The sequence below is a fragment of the Novosphingobium sp. PhB55 genome (assembly GCF_004368805.1).
Lineage (GTDB): Bacteria > Pseudomonadota > Alphaproteobacteria > Sphingomonadales > Sphingomonadaceae > Novosphingobium.
The window spans coordinates 959,471-973,788 of the sequence record NZ_SODQ01000001.1 but is presented as its reverse complement, the minus strand read 5'-3'; the positions used below and the strand labels follow the sequence as shown (position 1 = coordinate 973,788).

The window sequence follows — 14,318 nt, the reverse complement described above, 5'->3', positions numbered from 1 at the left end:
ATCCCCACCTGGAAATCGGACTTATCGTCGTCGTTTGAGTCGATGCGATGCGATGCAGGGGATAGACAGCGGTTGGCTTGAAAACGGAATTGTGACTTTCCCGCCGGGCCTAAACCCTCGATCGATCACGAATTTGGTCTGTTTAAAGCCGCAGCATATGCGCGCTACCCAGATGCATTCGAAGCCGCCCCGGCCGGAAAATTCGTGGCGTAATTATTCGATGCCACTCATGGCCGCTTGAGCTTGGACTTGCGGTTTTAGATGAAGGGCTGAGATTCCCGTGTTGGAAAGGGGGACATATTCGGCCTCTAAGCGGCGGTCGCAAACGCCGGTCAGATACTGAATTGAAATCTGGGCTGCCCCAGAAAGTGTCTTGGGTCCACCGGAGGGCGCCTGCCGCTTGATAGCCGCAGAAGATATGCTGAGGATCATGCAGATACACGGCGTCAAGTTGTGACCTTACCTCCGTGGCAATCTCGGTTCGGCGCGAGTTCATGTCCGAACGGGCGTTTGGCGGATGACTTGGGTGTCAGGCTTAAGTGGCGCGAAGCGGATGGCCACCGCACAACCGGCAGGGCCTTCGATCGGCAGGCGGACGAGCGACGTTTCTTTCTAAGGAGTGAAGCGATGGAGAATGGCGAGAAGCGTTTGGCGGGAAATCGGCGGGTTCTGTCGCCGACTGAACCACTCGCGGTGCGTATTCCCGAAGCCTGCCGCCTAATCGGCATAGGCCGGTCAACTCTTTACAAGATGATCGCTGAAGGGAATTTGGAGATCGTGAAGATCGGAGGTGCAACCCTGGTGCCGATGAAAAGCCTGCGAGAGTTGATCGAGAATTTGTGAAGCTACGGCACGCTTATGTCTTAGGCGTGGGACAGTCAGGAAGGGCAGTTACGCTGACATGAAAGCGGATAGTGGACATTACAACGCCTCGATGTCGGCTTTCGGTGTCGGCCCTACTAAGTCATTCGGCCAACGATTTTCCATTCCCAAGTGCGGATCAGCCGCTTTCTGTTCCCCGCTCAGAAAGGCCATGATTGACGATTGGCAACAATCGCATTGCCTTTGCAGGCTCCCCTTCAGGCAACATCACTCAGTGCCGAAGGTATGGTGGATAGATGTAGTCGACGAGGGGCGGCATGGGATATAACTTACGAGAGGATGTGTGCAGCCTTGGGATCGCTGTTGCTCGTTTGGGCCTCGGTCAAGAAGGCTGTGCGCCGTGACGATCTTCTTGGAGACGACGCGGACGCGGGCAGTGGTTCGGTGAAACTCACGAAACGCCGTTGCATACGGTGGGCTTGCAAACGATGTCGTCGTCTGTGCGTCGGCTGGTGCGCTCAGGGCACCTTCCGGGATGCCGTCCTGCCACCCCTGCGCGAGAGCGAAATCGCCGACCAGTTCAGAAAATCCCCGCCCAGCATATTCCAGTCCGCAATTGCGCTCGGAAATGCGGTCGCCGGAGACTTCGCAAACCACGCTTCCGGATCGATCCGCGTGCATCGCGAAATATGCGATGCGCGCGCACTGCAACTCAGCCTGAACGACTGTTCGACAGGCATCGACGAGCTGATCAAAAGCCCCTTTGGGAGCTTCGTTCATTGCCCGGATGAAGCTGAAGTCCGTTTCGCTACGTCCAGCCGGACAACCCAGAAGCCGACATTTCTACCCCCGTTAGTGATGTTCAACCGGGTCTCGAACCGGTCCACCCCCACCCCGATCTTGCTTGGACCGTCAAGGCCGCACATGTCGTAACGCCGGAGCAGCGCCATCAGGTCATCATGATCTGCCGGATCCGACACGGTTGCACTAACCGGACAGCGGTCGCGCAGTTCACGGAAGTAGTGAATTGCCGCTCCTCGGGCCGGCCAGTGCCGTTTATCGGGCGAGCGGTGAGATGGCGCAATAGCTCGATCGCCGCCACGTGGAAGAAAGCGAAGCATTTTCGCGCAACAGTTGCGAAGGCCGTCGCCCAGCTTCCAAAGGAGCGGCCAAGCGTGATCCATGTCGGTGTTGAGACTTGGTCGGGCTGATCAGCCGCCAAGCGAATGACGGCGAGGCGATCCGAGGGCTTATCAATCGCACAGGGTTTGTGCTTCCTCCGGCGCATATTGCCGATCGACCGCGTCCGACCTTTTTGAGCTGGCATCGTGAGCATTGCATTAAACATTGAGAGCGGGCTTCCTCCGCCGGCCGATCTGGAGTGGCATGTAACGAAACCTCTGATAGTAACATTTTTAATCCGAGGATTTGTTTCGTGTTTGTCGCTTCTGAAACGCAACATGCCAGACTGCTCCGCCTCCTGGAAGCGGGCGCGATGCTGCGCCCATCAGAGATGCGTGCGGCAGGCATCAACCCCCAGACGATCTCTAGGGCGGTTGAAGCGGGAGAGATCGAACGGATCGGGCGGGGCGTTTATCAAAAGCCTGATGCTGAGGTCGAAGAGGGCCAGATCCTTACTGAAGTTGCGCTCAGGGTTCCCAAAGGAATCGTCGCGCTTGTGTCTGCCCTCGCGTTCCACGATCTGACTGACCAGATACCCCGCCGCGTCTGGATGGCAATCGGAGCCAGTGATTAGGCGCCGGTGCAATCCTACCCGCCGATACGACTGGTCCGCTTTACCGATGCTTACCCCCCGACACGGTATTGAGCACCACGCGATCGCCGGCTTACAAGTACCGATCTACTCGGTCTCGAAGACGCTGTCGGACGCCTTTCGCAACCCAAAGCTGGTGGACCGATCGGTCGCGATCGAGGGCCTGCGCGCCGCACTTCGGCTGCGCAAGGCGACACCGGCCATGATTGCTGACGCCGCGAAGATCGGCGGAGCCTGGAAAACGATGCGGCCTTATCTCGAAGCGCTCACCTAAAATGGCTAAAGCGCCCGTCAACATCGCGAAGTCCGTCAAGGACCGCCTGTTCAATATCGCCCGCAGGGAAGGGCGCGTCTTCGACATAGTCCTGGTGCGCTTTGCTCTCGAGCGCCTGCTCTACCGCTTTTCCGTGACCGAGCCCCGCGATCGGTTCATTCTGAAGGGCGGAATGCTCGTCACCGTCTGGATCGACGACGACAACCGCGTGACGCGAGATGCCGATTTGTTGATTGCCGGTGAACACGTGACGCAAGTGTGCTGAGCCCCCCTAGTCATCATAAGCGCGAGCTCTTGGCGAGCGTTCACTGGGAAACTGGTGACGGCGGCTGGGCCACCGGGCAGTCCCCCGAATAAAAGTCGGCATGGTAAGTCTCTCCGTGCGGCAACGCTCCAGTGCCCAGAGTAAGGCCGGGGCCGTTCGGACCGACTTTCGTCCGCGCGCCGGCATTCAGCCATGCAGCCATCCGCTTGGCCTCGTCGAAGGAGTCGAACAGGAGGCGGCGCTGGTTGCTCCCGGGCGGGGATACCAGCACCGCGGATCCGCTCTTGGCCAGGATCTGGTAAAGCGCTCCCTGCGCGTCGGAGGCACGGATCAATGTCTGTGTCGTAGTCTCGCCAGCAGCAGTGACGATCTCAACAGACTGTTTGCCCTCGGTGTAAAATTCGCGTCCACTCGTGATCCGCCGTAACTGGAAATTCAGCGCGACATCGACCTGAAGGTCGCAGCGCGCAAAGTAGGTGAGCGGTTGGACTTCCATGCTCGCCGCCCCTTCTGACAGCATTGAGCCCTTGTCCCAGAGTTTGTTCGTACCGGCCAGGTATGCGCTATGAGCGCGCTCGCTATCGATTGGTGCTGCAAGGGTAAGTGCGATCAACGTGTTGCCGACCACATCGAGTCCGCGCTCGCTCTCGCGAGTGATGATCATCCGGTTCGGCAGGATATCGATACCCAAATTCTCGTATTGCTGGGTTATATCAGCCGAAGTCGTGCGCGAATGCGCCAGCTCTCCAGCGACGCTATTGTCGCCAAACCCGCCGATTCCCGGTGCGAGGCTCGCAGATAGCTTGGTGTCAGTCGTTGTTTCGAGTTTGGCGATGCTTTGAACCTTTGTGTCGGTCGCAACCACGCTGTAACCAGCGAACTCGAATGGTGGGCCGGCTTCGCCAGCCGGGATATGCGGAGTAATCGTCACGACCGTACGCATCAGCCGGTCGCCCGGTTGGCTCACGGCTCCTTTGCGGACCGAGATTACCAGGGTCCGCGCCAGCTTTGAACGATCGACCGAACCGGTAGCACCAGCTTCACTTTCGAGCGGAGCCGACAGCGCCTTGCGCAGCGCGGCGGCGTCCGCCGGGCTATTTGCAAGCGCATCGATCCATGCGGCTTGCCCATGATCGGACAGATCCTTGACCCCGGTCTTGTTGCCGGCCTTGGGTGGCGCGAACGCATAGACAGTGACGCTAGGCGCCTCATCCGCTGTGATGGAGTACGAAGCTGTCATCGCAGTCCAGCGACGATCCTCGGGGTGGGTGCAACCGCCTGCGAGCAAGGTCAAGGTCAGGGCAGGGACGGTAAGCGCGCGCATCATGGCCTGCTCGCCACGATCGCCGCTCGCGAGCGGTGTGTTGCCGTGCTGCGGACATTCATGTCGCGTACGTTGGTGAAGCCGCCTTTGGGCCAAGTGGTCGCGACCGCGTCTGGGTCGACATCCATGCCATCGGCGAAGTCGTCCCGATCACACTTGATGCTCACTGTCACCGGATCTTCGCTCAGATTGCTTTTCAAAATCAGTCCGAACATCTCACGCCCCTCTACCTTGCCCCCTAGAGATCAATCGTCATGCTGGTCTCGGTCTTGCGCAGGGATCGTCGCTCGATCCCTGCGGCGCGCGCCGCATCGTCGAACAGGCCCTCGACCTCGGCCCACAGGTCAAGGAACTCGCTGGCCCGCACCGATGACCAGTTGAACCAGAAAGTGGTCTTACGGCCGCCGCTCAAGGGCGACGCCTTGATCGCGTCGATGTAACCCTTCACCACTTCCGGCTCGGGATTATGATGTTCGCCGTTGCCGCAGAAGATCAGATGCTTGGCGCGAACCGCTGCCGCGAAAGCCTTCGAGAAGCTGTTATGGGCGCCGTGGTGAGGCACCTTGAGGACATCGACTTCGATCCTGCCTGCAGCGCCGAGCAGGTTGGCGGCCCTCAGATACTTGAGCAGGCTTTCGTCGCCTGCATCGCCGGTAAGCAACAGCCGCTTGGGGCCTTCCTCGACGAGCAACACCAGCGAAGCAAGATTGGGCGGGGTCACATCCTTTTCGACCGCGAGGGCGATCTGATGGCTGAGCTGAGCCAGATCGAGCGCCGTGGCCCCGGTGCCGATCGCATCGGCATCGTGCTGATGCCGTTTACGCAATGTTTCAATGCGCTTCTTGCTCTTCTTGAGCCAGGCAATCCACGTCTCGCGCAGAACGCCAAGCTCCTCGGCGGTCGGGCCGAGAATGGTTATCTTGAAAGCTCCAAAGGTGATCGGCTCTTTAGGCCGCGCGGTCATTAATTCGCCGCCAAAGCCCGGATTCAGCGGAATGTCGAGCTGGCCAGGCCCGATCCGCCAGTTGACCTCGATTGCCTCGCCGACGCTGAGCGCCAGCATCTGCGCTGTGGCTACCGACGTCCGCATGTCCCGGTCGCCGAGCGCTGCGGCGTTTAGGCCAGCCAGCACGCCTGCGCTCGACGCCAATGCGGCTCCAAGGTCAACCGCCTCGGTGCGCTCGATATCCTCGAGAAAGGCATTGTGCCACAGCTGACCAATCGCTGGCGGTCGCGGCACCTTGGGCTTGCCTAGCCGGCCGCCATGGGCCTGGGCATGGCCGTAAGCCCGCCATGCCGCTTCGTCGGAGAGCAGCCGCAGCATACCGCCGATATGATCCTGATCGATATGCGAGATATAGGCGACGTCGATCGATTCTCCCGCGTCGCGCAGTTTCGAAAGCGGCTTCGCGATGAAGTTCGTATAAGCATCGGGCATGCCGCCATCGGCGAGCAGCCTTCTGCCATCGGCGGAGGTGACGAGGAGGCAGTCGCCGCTCGCGCTTGGGAAGATCTCGATCTTCATGCTGTGCCCTTCTTGGTGAGATCGGTCGTGGGCTTGCCAATCCGCACGGCTTCGGCGAGGCATGCGGCAGCGTTGATCACACCGAAGCCGGCATCGTTGGTCCAGGCGTAGCTGGCGCCTGGCAGCGGCTGCGACGTCCTGCGAATGATGCCGCTGATCTGCGCGGCGGTAAGCTTGGGATTGAGCGACAACATGAGCGCCGAGACCCCGGCCACATAGGGGCTGGCCATGCTCGTTCCACTCATCGAGATCCACTGCGCTTCGGGGTCGAATCCGCAGGCGGCGACGATGTCGGTTCCGGGTGCGGCGATCTCCGGTTTTGAACGGCCGTCGCGCGTCGGTCCTTGGCTGGAGGTCGCTGCGAGCTTCTCGAGCGCCGCATCATAATTGGTGACGCCGGTGACGCGCGGGCCGCAGGCGAGCGAGCTTAGCGTCGACTGGTCGACGTAGCTCGCCGCTCCGAAGAACGACGGCAACCGCCACTGGCTGTCCGTTCCGCGCGCCGGGTCATCACGCTCGATCCAGGCGTTGAACTGGCCGTTGCGGATCACCTTGCCAGTCAGACGCACTTTCCAGCTGCCCGCGGTGATGCCGATCACGGGCCGGCCCATGAACGGGCTCAGATAGACCGAGATGCAATTTTCACCATTCTTGGGATCGCTCAGCCGGTTGTAGATCGACACTATCGTACGGTCGGCAAGCATTGTGTTTTCGATATGCTCGCCGGGTGCGACCGGTCCGATCTGCTGGCCATCGGGTGCGAACAGTGTCACGACGAATTCGTCCTCGGCACCATACCAGATTGCCATCTGGTTTTCCGAGATGTCTTCAAGTCCATTGCCGACCACGACCCATTCAAGGTCGGTGCGCAGATTCGCTGCGACGATCTGGCCGCTGGCGTGAACACGGCCCGACCAGAAGCCGATGTCGCCATCGAATTGGGGTTGATCCTGCCCTGAATTGCCGGCCGCCACTGCGATCGCGCGGCCGGGCTCGAACATGGACGTGTCAATCCAGCGCGAGACGAACTCGGACCCGTCATGCGCGCCGCCATTCGTGCCAAGGCTGATATTGATCGAAATCCCGTCGAACTTTTCGCGTCGGGCGAGATCAAAGAGATAGGCGAGGCCATCGACGATCCGCGTTGTGTCGTAGAAGCTCTTGCCCCTGTCGAAGCCGGCATCCCCGAGCGCAATCATGACCGCGGCGATTTTCGCGCGCTTGCAGAGCCCCGACCGGCCTGCGGCGATACTCGCGACATGAGTCGCATGGCTGCCACGTTCCCGCACCGATTGCGGGGCAAGATCGTGCGGCGAGAGCTTCGATGCCGCTGCCTCCTTCATTGCGAACGAAATGTCGGAAGCGCGAATCTCCGATCCGTAGCCGGTGGTCCGGCCCGCCTTGTCTTCGATCACGCTCAGCTTCGGCGGCTCGAAGGCATCGCCGCCCTGATCCCAGACGGCGATGACACGCGAGGCGCCGTTGTCGTCGAGAAAGTCTGGATGGGCGAAGTCGATCCCGCCAACGTCAATGATCCCGACGAGTACATTTTCTCCAACCCCATCGAGAATGAAGGGGCCGGCATGACCAGGCGACTTGCCGCTGTTTAGCGCGGCATGACGGTCTGCGGGTGGAGGCGGAGGAACCGCCAACGCGATCGACGGGGTCGGAGCCCTCAAAGTCTCTCCCAGCTCGATCAGCTGGACATCAGGATTATCATCGAGCCTGGCAAGCTGCGCCAGGGTTGCGGTGGCTACACCGACGCGACCGTTGCGGCGCGTCACCATTCCGGGAGTGGGAGCATCGATGCGGTTCAGCAGCACGAAGACACTCACCTCGACGTCGTTCGGCAATTCGGTCTGCTTGGCGCCGCGTTTTGCGGCGCGCAGCGGCAGGCCGAATGATTTGAGCGTCTCGCCACTCGCAGGCAAGACAGTTGCCGGTGCCAGCTTGGCACGTGCCTTAGGTTTAAGGCGCACTGCTCCATTCTGTTCGGCCCGGATGGCGTTGACCTCGGTTGCGCCATTGGCGACGCAGCGCAGCCGGCTATCGAGCTTCGTTAATCGATCAAGTGGCCCCGGCATTCTTCCCCCGAAGAACTGGACAAAACCTACGCGAATCGGAATATTATTTGAATCGCATAATGTTCATTATGGGATTAACATGATTTGAGGCGGGGATGCTCGGGAAATCATAAATTTCGGATAGTAAATTTTGGTGCGCTAAGGGGCAAAATTAATTCAATAGGGTGCGGTCGATGCCGGAAGGCAGGACCACGGATTTGAGTTGAAAATCGACGGCGGGGCGCAGCAGGTGATCCTGCACGAGAACGACCCGTATGGATTGGTGGGGAACCTGGCCAAGATCCCCGAAACGGGCCGAAAGCAGGCGCAGGCTGAGAACATCGTCGAAATAGTGATCGAGGATCCTTGCGCGTGATTCGTCACCGATAAGTGCAGAGCCGCGTCTGGAATTGCATGCGCATGCCGGAAAAGGGTTGGGGCCAAATACCACATAAATCGCGTGGTCCATTTGCGTCATGAGGCGGTCGAGTGTGCGGTTGTGCCCCGATCCGCACATCGGACATGTTCGCGGGCGACTGGATCTGGCAGTTCGATGGTGGGTACCGCGAAGGCATTGCTGTTCACCGCTACATCTCGGTGACAACCAATACCCTCTGCGCCTCGGTTGGCTCGAGCCGCTTGATCTGCATCCATCTACTCCACTGTTCTTCGCGCAGCCCCATGAATCAGACATCACGTCATTTGTTGATCCTGAAATGTCGATCCGGCGTAGAGGACTAAGTGGTTCGCTTCGAATTTTGCAGTTAGTCCGCGGAGTGTAACGGATTAATGAAATTGTGACCGAAATCGGCCTCCTGATTTTAAACCGTGCGGAGGGGATTTGAAAGTGCTACACTTGACTATAGATCAGCGAGGTGATTCAAGCGAAAGATAACGCCTTAATCAATTAAATTTAATTGATTAAGGTTTCAAATTTTATTCAATGGTGCTGTCTATTCGATCGATTCTCGTGTAAGTACGGGGGTGCGTGTGATTGTCTCTATGCGACTTATGGTGATAATCCATGCTACGGCTTATGGCATCGTGATTTTCGTGCCTGCAACTGGTTTCGCGCAGAGCTCTAATACGGAGATATCGTCTGCTACTGAGGATGCAGAGACTTCTTTCCGATCAGCAAGAATTGCAGCCGAAACGGGCGATTTCTTCGGCGCCATAGCGGACCTTGAGCGTGTTCTTCAGACGAACCCGGACCTGGCAAATGTAAAGCTGGAGCTTGGCCTGCTCTATCTGCGCGTGGGCAACCCCGATCTTGCACGTTCCTATCTTAAACTGGCGATCAATGCCCCGGATGCGCCGTTCGAAGCGCGCACGCGCGCCGATCAGGCCTTAAGATCGGCATCTGGGGCTCTGGGCCGATTGTCCCTGAGCGGATCGGGCTACGCATCCGGAATGTTCCAGACAAATCCCAACGGATCGCCGTCCGCTGTCAGCATTGTCGGAGCGGGCGGCGTGCCGGTGCTTATATCGGGCGATGACCTTTCGATACCGCGTGGCAGCGATGTATCGGCGAATATGGGAGGATCGCTCGAACTGCGCTATGGCTTGGGAGGTCAGCAGGGCAACGACCTGACCGCCAATCTTGCTGCTGGCTATGTCGGTTATGCTGACGCCCAGGAGCTGAATGCGTTCTACATGAACGGGCAATTCGGTCCGCGCTTCTTTTTTGGCCGTGCCGATCCAACGTCGGGCTATTTGAGGCCCTACGGCACTTCGACGTTTCTGCGGCTGGGGGGCGCTCGCTATTTCAGCGCAAACGGTGCCGGGCTAGCCGTCTTTGCACGCGCCGGCCTCGCTGTCTCGCTAACGGCGCAGATCGGGTGGGAGGCTCGCGACTATTATAATTCCCGACTGCGTCCCACAGCTGCAGAACAGGAAGGGGACTACTGGTCCGGAATCGCGGAAGGGGCTGTCTCGCTGTCGCCGAGGACGCGCCTGAGTGCGGCGTTCCTGTTCGAGGCGGTCGACGCCCGACGGGCCTACTGGACTCGCACCACCTTTGGAGGGCAGGTGGGCCTCACGCATGCCATCGCTCCTCCGGTCGGGCAGACGAGCTGGCTCGGCCGATTGACGGCGACATATCGCCATAGCGGGTACGACGCGGCCGACCCCCTGGTCGATCCTGAGGTGGTTCGCAAGGAGGATCGCATCGAGCTGGAAGCCAGCCTCAGCATTCCAGTCACCTCGGCCCTTGCGGTCGAGTTGCGTGGATCTCAGACCTGGAACCAGGCGAACCTTCCGAATTACGAATACGACAACAGTTTGGTGTCCTTGGGAATGAGCTGTCGGTTCTGACGGGAGGCTGACATGGAAAGAAGGGCTGTAATCGGATCAACGGCTTCCTTGCCTATCATCGCTCTGATTCTGGCGTCGCCCCTCTTGTGGCCCCAAGTGTCGCTTGCGACGGAGCTGGAAGTTGCACCCACAAATGGGCCGACTTCTGCTGCGCATCGCAAGGTAATGCGGATCGAACTAGGGGCCACCGCGCAGCGGTCTTTCGCGACGCGCGGAGGCGAATCCCTGGAAATTCTCCTTGCCGATGGAGCCTCTATCGTTCTTGCTCCCTGGTCTAGCCTTGCTATCGAGGGCTACAATCCGAATGCCGCGTCGGAAGTTCGGGCTAATCTGGAGGCCGGTGCGGCCCGGTTCATTGCGGGAAGGTCCGCTGCGGGATCGATCACTTTCGACGCAGCAGGCGGGCAATTCATGCTTGCAGTCGGCGGGGCGTATTTTGAACGCGAAGGCGACGGTATTCGCGCATCGCTGCTGTTCGGCGGTCCGCTCGTGGTCGCAAGCGGTGCGAAGCGGAAGACGGTGCACCGGCCCGGGTTCGAGATCCAATGCTCGCATTCGGGATTTTTCGAGGTTCGAAGGCAGGCATCGGGGCAGGGTTATCGGGATGCGCAGCGCCTCAATCCCGGGCTTGTGTCCGGTGGGATCGCCCACGTGCAAATTGGAACCTTGGCCGATCGCAACGTGAGCGAAGCCGATTCTAGTACGACCGATGAGGGTAGCCTTGTTCGTGCCGGAATCCTAATCGCGAAATCGGATGGGGCGCCGTCACCGAGCCCGACACCAACACCGAGCCCGACACCAACACCGAGCCCGACACCAACACCGAGCCCGACACCAACACCGAGCCCGACACCAACACCGAGCCCGACACCAACACCTACTGCAAACCTCGGTGTCAGTTACGCTGTGTACTTGCCAAATGGGCAGCCGGTGGGGGTGCTCCCCGCATCATCCGGAGTGGTCAGCAGCAACGGGTATAGCAGCACGAACGATGGAGCCTTCGATGTCGTGCTCGGCCAAGACAGTTTCGATGTGATCGACCAGGCGTTTAGTGCCAACGTGCCCTCCCAGCAGCGCGCGCACGGCTTGACAACCAATCGTATAGCCAATTCGGCGAACGGCGAGTTCCAGATTGCGAGCGGAGCCGCAATTGGTGCGTTGACCTCCGCAGGGGACGGGGCGGCAAAAGGGTACGGCGATACGGCCTATCTGAGCTATGTCGTCTCGGCGACAGTTCCCGAGGAGGCCAATGCTTACGGCCGAGGGGCCTACATCAAGATATTGCAGGCTGGTAATCAGATCAATGTCGGCGGCGTGGATCAGATCACCTTGTTTCCAGGTAGGTCGAACGAGGAAGTTTTTGTCTCTACCGGAACTGTGTTCGTAAATGGTAATCCACCCTACGCGAGGTTCATTGGCAGTACGTCCGCGAGGGAGATAATTGGCGTTATCAACAATGGATCTTTCGATTATTATACGAGATTAAACAGTTTTGAAAACGACAAGCTCTTCGTCCTAGACAGGGCACCGGGCTATATTAAGCAACAGCTGGACGGTCACGCGTTGGCCGTTCCCATTGACATGGTGTTCGCAGCGCCGGACCACCTCATGGTCGGGACTCTTACAAGAAAATTGTCACTTACAGGTGTTTCGGGAACATCATTATTTTTCGATCTGCCAGAATTAAATACCAATTTTTACGATTTTGATTTCAATAGCAATTCTACCAATGTGCCGCAAAGTATCGATGAATATGGTGATTATTATATAAATCAGCTGTTCGTTGGGAGTTCCATGGGAATACCGATCGATCCGGCGGGTTTGGTCGTGCGCAGTCTTTCGAGCGGCTTTCAATACATCGATGATTGGCCATCGCTAACCTTGGATGATCTCGCTTTTTCGAACAATCCCAGGGCGGCCGATAATTTCGTCATGCTCGAAGTGGAGCCCCAACCAGGGGAAGTCGTCACATTCGCGACAGGCGATATCGGCCGGGATGGGCGCAATCAGGCCGATGGCATGACACTTGACAGCTTCGTCCTGTCCAGAGGTCTGAACGAGGCCGATTTCAGCAAGGATCCTGCGACCGGTCTGTCCTCACCGCGGGGGCCTGCGGTCCAACAGCAATTCCGCAGCTTCCTGCCCGCATCCTCGTTGCCCGCCGGTGTTCAGCCGTATTCAACACCCATGTTCGCCTTGAATGCGGCGCCGGAGCCGAATGGAGACATGACTTCAAGCCTTTATCAGGCAGACCTTTTCCTCTCCGCAGACGGGCGCCAGAGTTCGGCATCCGTTACGCTTGGCAAGGTCGATTACGCCAGCAATGGTTTTGGCCATCTGCTGGTTTACGACGCGTTGACGGATGAATTCGCCGATAACGGGGTGAGTGATCCCCGAGCCAGGGTTTCGTTTTCGGGCCAGGTGATCGGCAGTTCGCAATTCCTCAACCCGAGTGGCGCGACAACCGGGCCGACCCTCTTCGCAAGCGGCCTGATCGCCACGGCAGTTGGGGGTGGCAACGTGTGGAACGAGACGATCCGCCGTCCAGGATATGCGGGCTACTTCGTCTTGGAGAACGTAAGTAACGATGCTGTTCTGTTGAAATTTATGGAAAGCCAAAAGGCGATTGCGGCGAAAGAAATTCTCAAAAATCCGATTATAAGCAATCTGAATTCTAATGATATACTCGAGATCAGATATCAGTATACCGATATAGACAACTTGCGAAATTTCTTCAGCAGTCCGTCAATTCCAGTTCCGCGCTACCCCACAAATCCTACCGACGCTGAACTGACGCAGGTCTTGGATGCCATCAATTCCAGCGCGCTCACAAGCCTGACCGACGATCAACTGCGCGCTCTAAAGGGAGAACTGTCCCTTGCATCGCTCTCTCCGGCCGAAGTGAATTTGCTGTCGTCGGGCGGATCGGCTAGCCCTCTGGGCGGCACCCCGAGCAACTACGGATTGCTTCGTCTCGCTACCGGGGTGACAAGCGAAGCTCTTGCGGGGAGCCGGGCTGCCGCACGAAGCGCACTTGATGGCAAGTACGAGGGGTTCGTCGCCGGGTTTCACCAGGTCGCGGGGACCGGAACGGACGGCCTGTATTTTGGCGAGTTGATCCTGCACATCGATGCAAGGGCCGGGACGGTAGGGGCATCGATTGCCTATACACGGCCTTTCGGTCAGTCCGCCGCGACGCCCGCGCAGCAGATCGTCAGCTACGAAGACGCTGGACCGCTCCTTCTCGGGGCGGAGGCCGGCGTCGGGGGGGCAAGTGCCTATCTCGAACCGGGCATTTATGGTGCATCCGTGCTCGATCCTGACGGCGCGAATGCAGCCCTGATCGCCGGAGACGCGGTCAAGGACGGACTAGGCGCGGACCGTTCCACTCTGATCGGGAAGCGCGATGCGACGGGGGCGATCCTGCAGACTAACGGAAGGACGGTTTCCTACGAACATGTGCAATGGGGCTTCTTCTTCGGTGACCTTCTGCCCCAGCAGGGCGCAACCACTCATACATCTCTTTCCACCTGGGTAGCGGGACGGCGCTTCGATGCTGGCTGGGCGGGGGTGACGAACGGGACTATCCGTGGCACCGCGAGCTACGCAGGACACGTGATCGGATCCGTCGCGAGTCAGGGAAGCGTCTATACAGCAGTCGGCGATTTCGAGCAGGCTTGGAATCTCGACGCGCGCAACGGCTCGATGATGATGCGATTCGATGGGGGACAGTACGCCACCTCCAACCTCGTACCGGTTGCCGGGCCCGGTCTTGCCTACGGTGGCACGATGGAAGAAGCCGGGGGTGCGCGTCAGGTGGGAATCCGGGGCGAACTTGTCGGCGTTGCGGCGCAGGTCCCGCAAGGAACGATCGGCCGCTTCGAAATTCGCGGTGTCGACGCCAGTTACCAAGCGAACGGCACGTTCGCCGGTGACCGGAATTAGCGCAGTGTTGCGT

Annotated in this window: 12 protein-coding genes; 6 read left to right on the top strand and 6 right to left on the bottom strand. The window is 59.1% G+C overall.

Annotated elements, in window-relative coordinates; all coding sequences use genetic code 11:
- Positions 1 to 627 precede the first annotated feature (627 nt).
- Positions 628 to 843, top strand: coding sequence for a helix-turn-helix domain-containing protein (locus tag EDF57_RS04505; RefSeq protein WP_134093211.1), 216 nt, complete (start codon positions 628 to 630; stop codon positions 841 to 843).
- 246 nt (positions 844 to 1,089) lie between these two features.
- On the opposite strand, the gene EDF57_RS04500 is transcribed toward EDF57_RS04505, so the two are convergent.
- The gene (locus EDF57_RS04500; RefSeq protein ID WP_134093210.1) at positions 1,090 to 1,602 is read right to left on the bottom strand and encodes a hypothetical protein; all 513 of its coding nucleotides are present in this window, start codon (positions 1,600 to 1,602) and stop codon (positions 1,090 to 1,092) included.
- 655 nt (positions 1,603 to 2,257) lie between these two features.
- Between EDF57_RS04500 and EDF57_RS25745 the strand changes: the two genes are divergently transcribed.
- The 3 genes from EDF57_RS25745 to EDF57_RS04485 are packed head-to-tail and all read left to right on the top strand — an operon-like array spanning position 2,258 to position 3,135.
- Complete coding sequence (locus EDF57_RS25745; protein WP_208324782.1) at positions 2,258 to 2,578, top strand: AbiEi antitoxin N-terminal domain-containing protein; 321 nt, start codon at positions 2,258 to 2,260, stop codon at positions 2,576 to 2,578.
- Between the two features lie 46 nt (positions 2,579 to 2,624).
- Entirely contained in the window at positions 2,625 to 2,870 is a 246-nt protein-coding gene (locus EDF57_RS25740; RefSeq protein ID WP_208324781.1) for a hypothetical protein, read from the top strand.
- Between the two features lies 1 nt (position 2,871).
- Complete coding sequence (locus EDF57_RS04485) at positions 2,872 to 3,135, top strand: nucleotidyl transferase AbiEii/AbiGii toxin family protein (protein WP_134093209.1); 264 nt, start codon at positions 2,872 to 2,874, stop codon at positions 3,133 to 3,135.
- Positions 3,136 to 3,175: 40 nt separating this feature from the next.
- Here EDF57_RS04485 and EDF57_RS04480 read toward each other — a convergent pair whose 3' ends face one another.
- The 5 genes from EDF57_RS04480 to EDF57_RS25380 all read right to left on the bottom strand — a co-directional run bounded on the left by EDF57_RS04480 (position 3,176) and on the right by EDF57_RS25380 (position 8,516).
- Positions 3,176 to 4,462 carry a hypothetical protein gene (locus EDF57_RS04480; protein WP_208324780.1) on the bottom strand — a complete coding sequence of 429 codons (1,287 nt, stop codon included), beginning with the start codon at positions 4,460 to 4,462 and terminating at the stop codon, positions 3,176 to 3,178.
- Positions 4,459 to 4,674, bottom strand: a complete 216-nt coding sequence (locus EDF57_RS04475) for a hypothetical protein (RefSeq protein ID WP_134093207.1) — start codon at positions 4,672 to 4,674, stop codon at positions 4,459 to 4,461. The genes EDF57_RS04480 and EDF57_RS04475 overlap by 4 nt, the downstream gene beginning before the upstream one ends.
- 23 nt (positions 4,675 to 4,697) lie before the next feature.
- On the bottom strand, positions 4,698 to 5,984 hold the full coding sequence (locus tag EDF57_RS04470) for an MBL fold metallo-hydrolase (RefSeq protein WP_134093206.1): 1,287 nt from the start codon (positions 5,982 to 5,984) through the stop codon (positions 4,698 to 4,700).
- Positions 5,981 to 8,068: a S8 family serine peptidase gene (locus EDF57_RS04465; protein ID WP_134093205.1), complete on the bottom strand. Its 2,088-nt coding sequence runs from the start codon at positions 8,066 to 8,068 to the stop codon at positions 5,981 to 5,983. The genes EDF57_RS04470 and EDF57_RS04465 overlap by 4 nt, the downstream gene beginning before the upstream one ends.
- A gap of 151 nt (positions 8,069 to 8,219) precedes the next feature.
- The gene (locus EDF57_RS25380) at positions 8,220 to 8,516 is read right to left on the bottom strand and encodes a hypothetical protein (protein ID WP_166675165.1); all 297 of its coding nucleotides are present in this window, start codon (positions 8,514 to 8,516) and stop codon (positions 8,220 to 8,222) included.
- A gap of 542 nt (positions 8,517 to 9,058) precedes the next feature.
- On the opposite strand from EDF57_RS25380, the gene EDF57_RS04460 reads away from it, so the two are divergent.
- Together EDF57_RS04460 and EDF57_RS25735 are read left to right on the top strand one after the other, a co-directional pair.
- The gene (locus EDF57_RS04460) at positions 9,059 to 10,360 is read left to right on the top strand and encodes a hypothetical protein (protein WP_134093204.1); all 1,302 of its coding nucleotides are present in this window, start codon (positions 9,059 to 9,061) and stop codon (positions 10,358 to 10,360) included.
- A 48-nt stretch (positions 10,361 to 10,408) separates the two neighbouring features.
- Complete coding sequence (locus EDF57_RS25735) at positions 10,409 to 14,305, top strand: hypothetical protein (RefSeq protein WP_208324779.1); 3,897 nt, start codon at positions 10,409 to 10,411, stop codon at positions 14,303 to 14,305.
- The last annotated feature ends 13 nt before the right edge of the window (positions 14,306 to 14,318 follow it).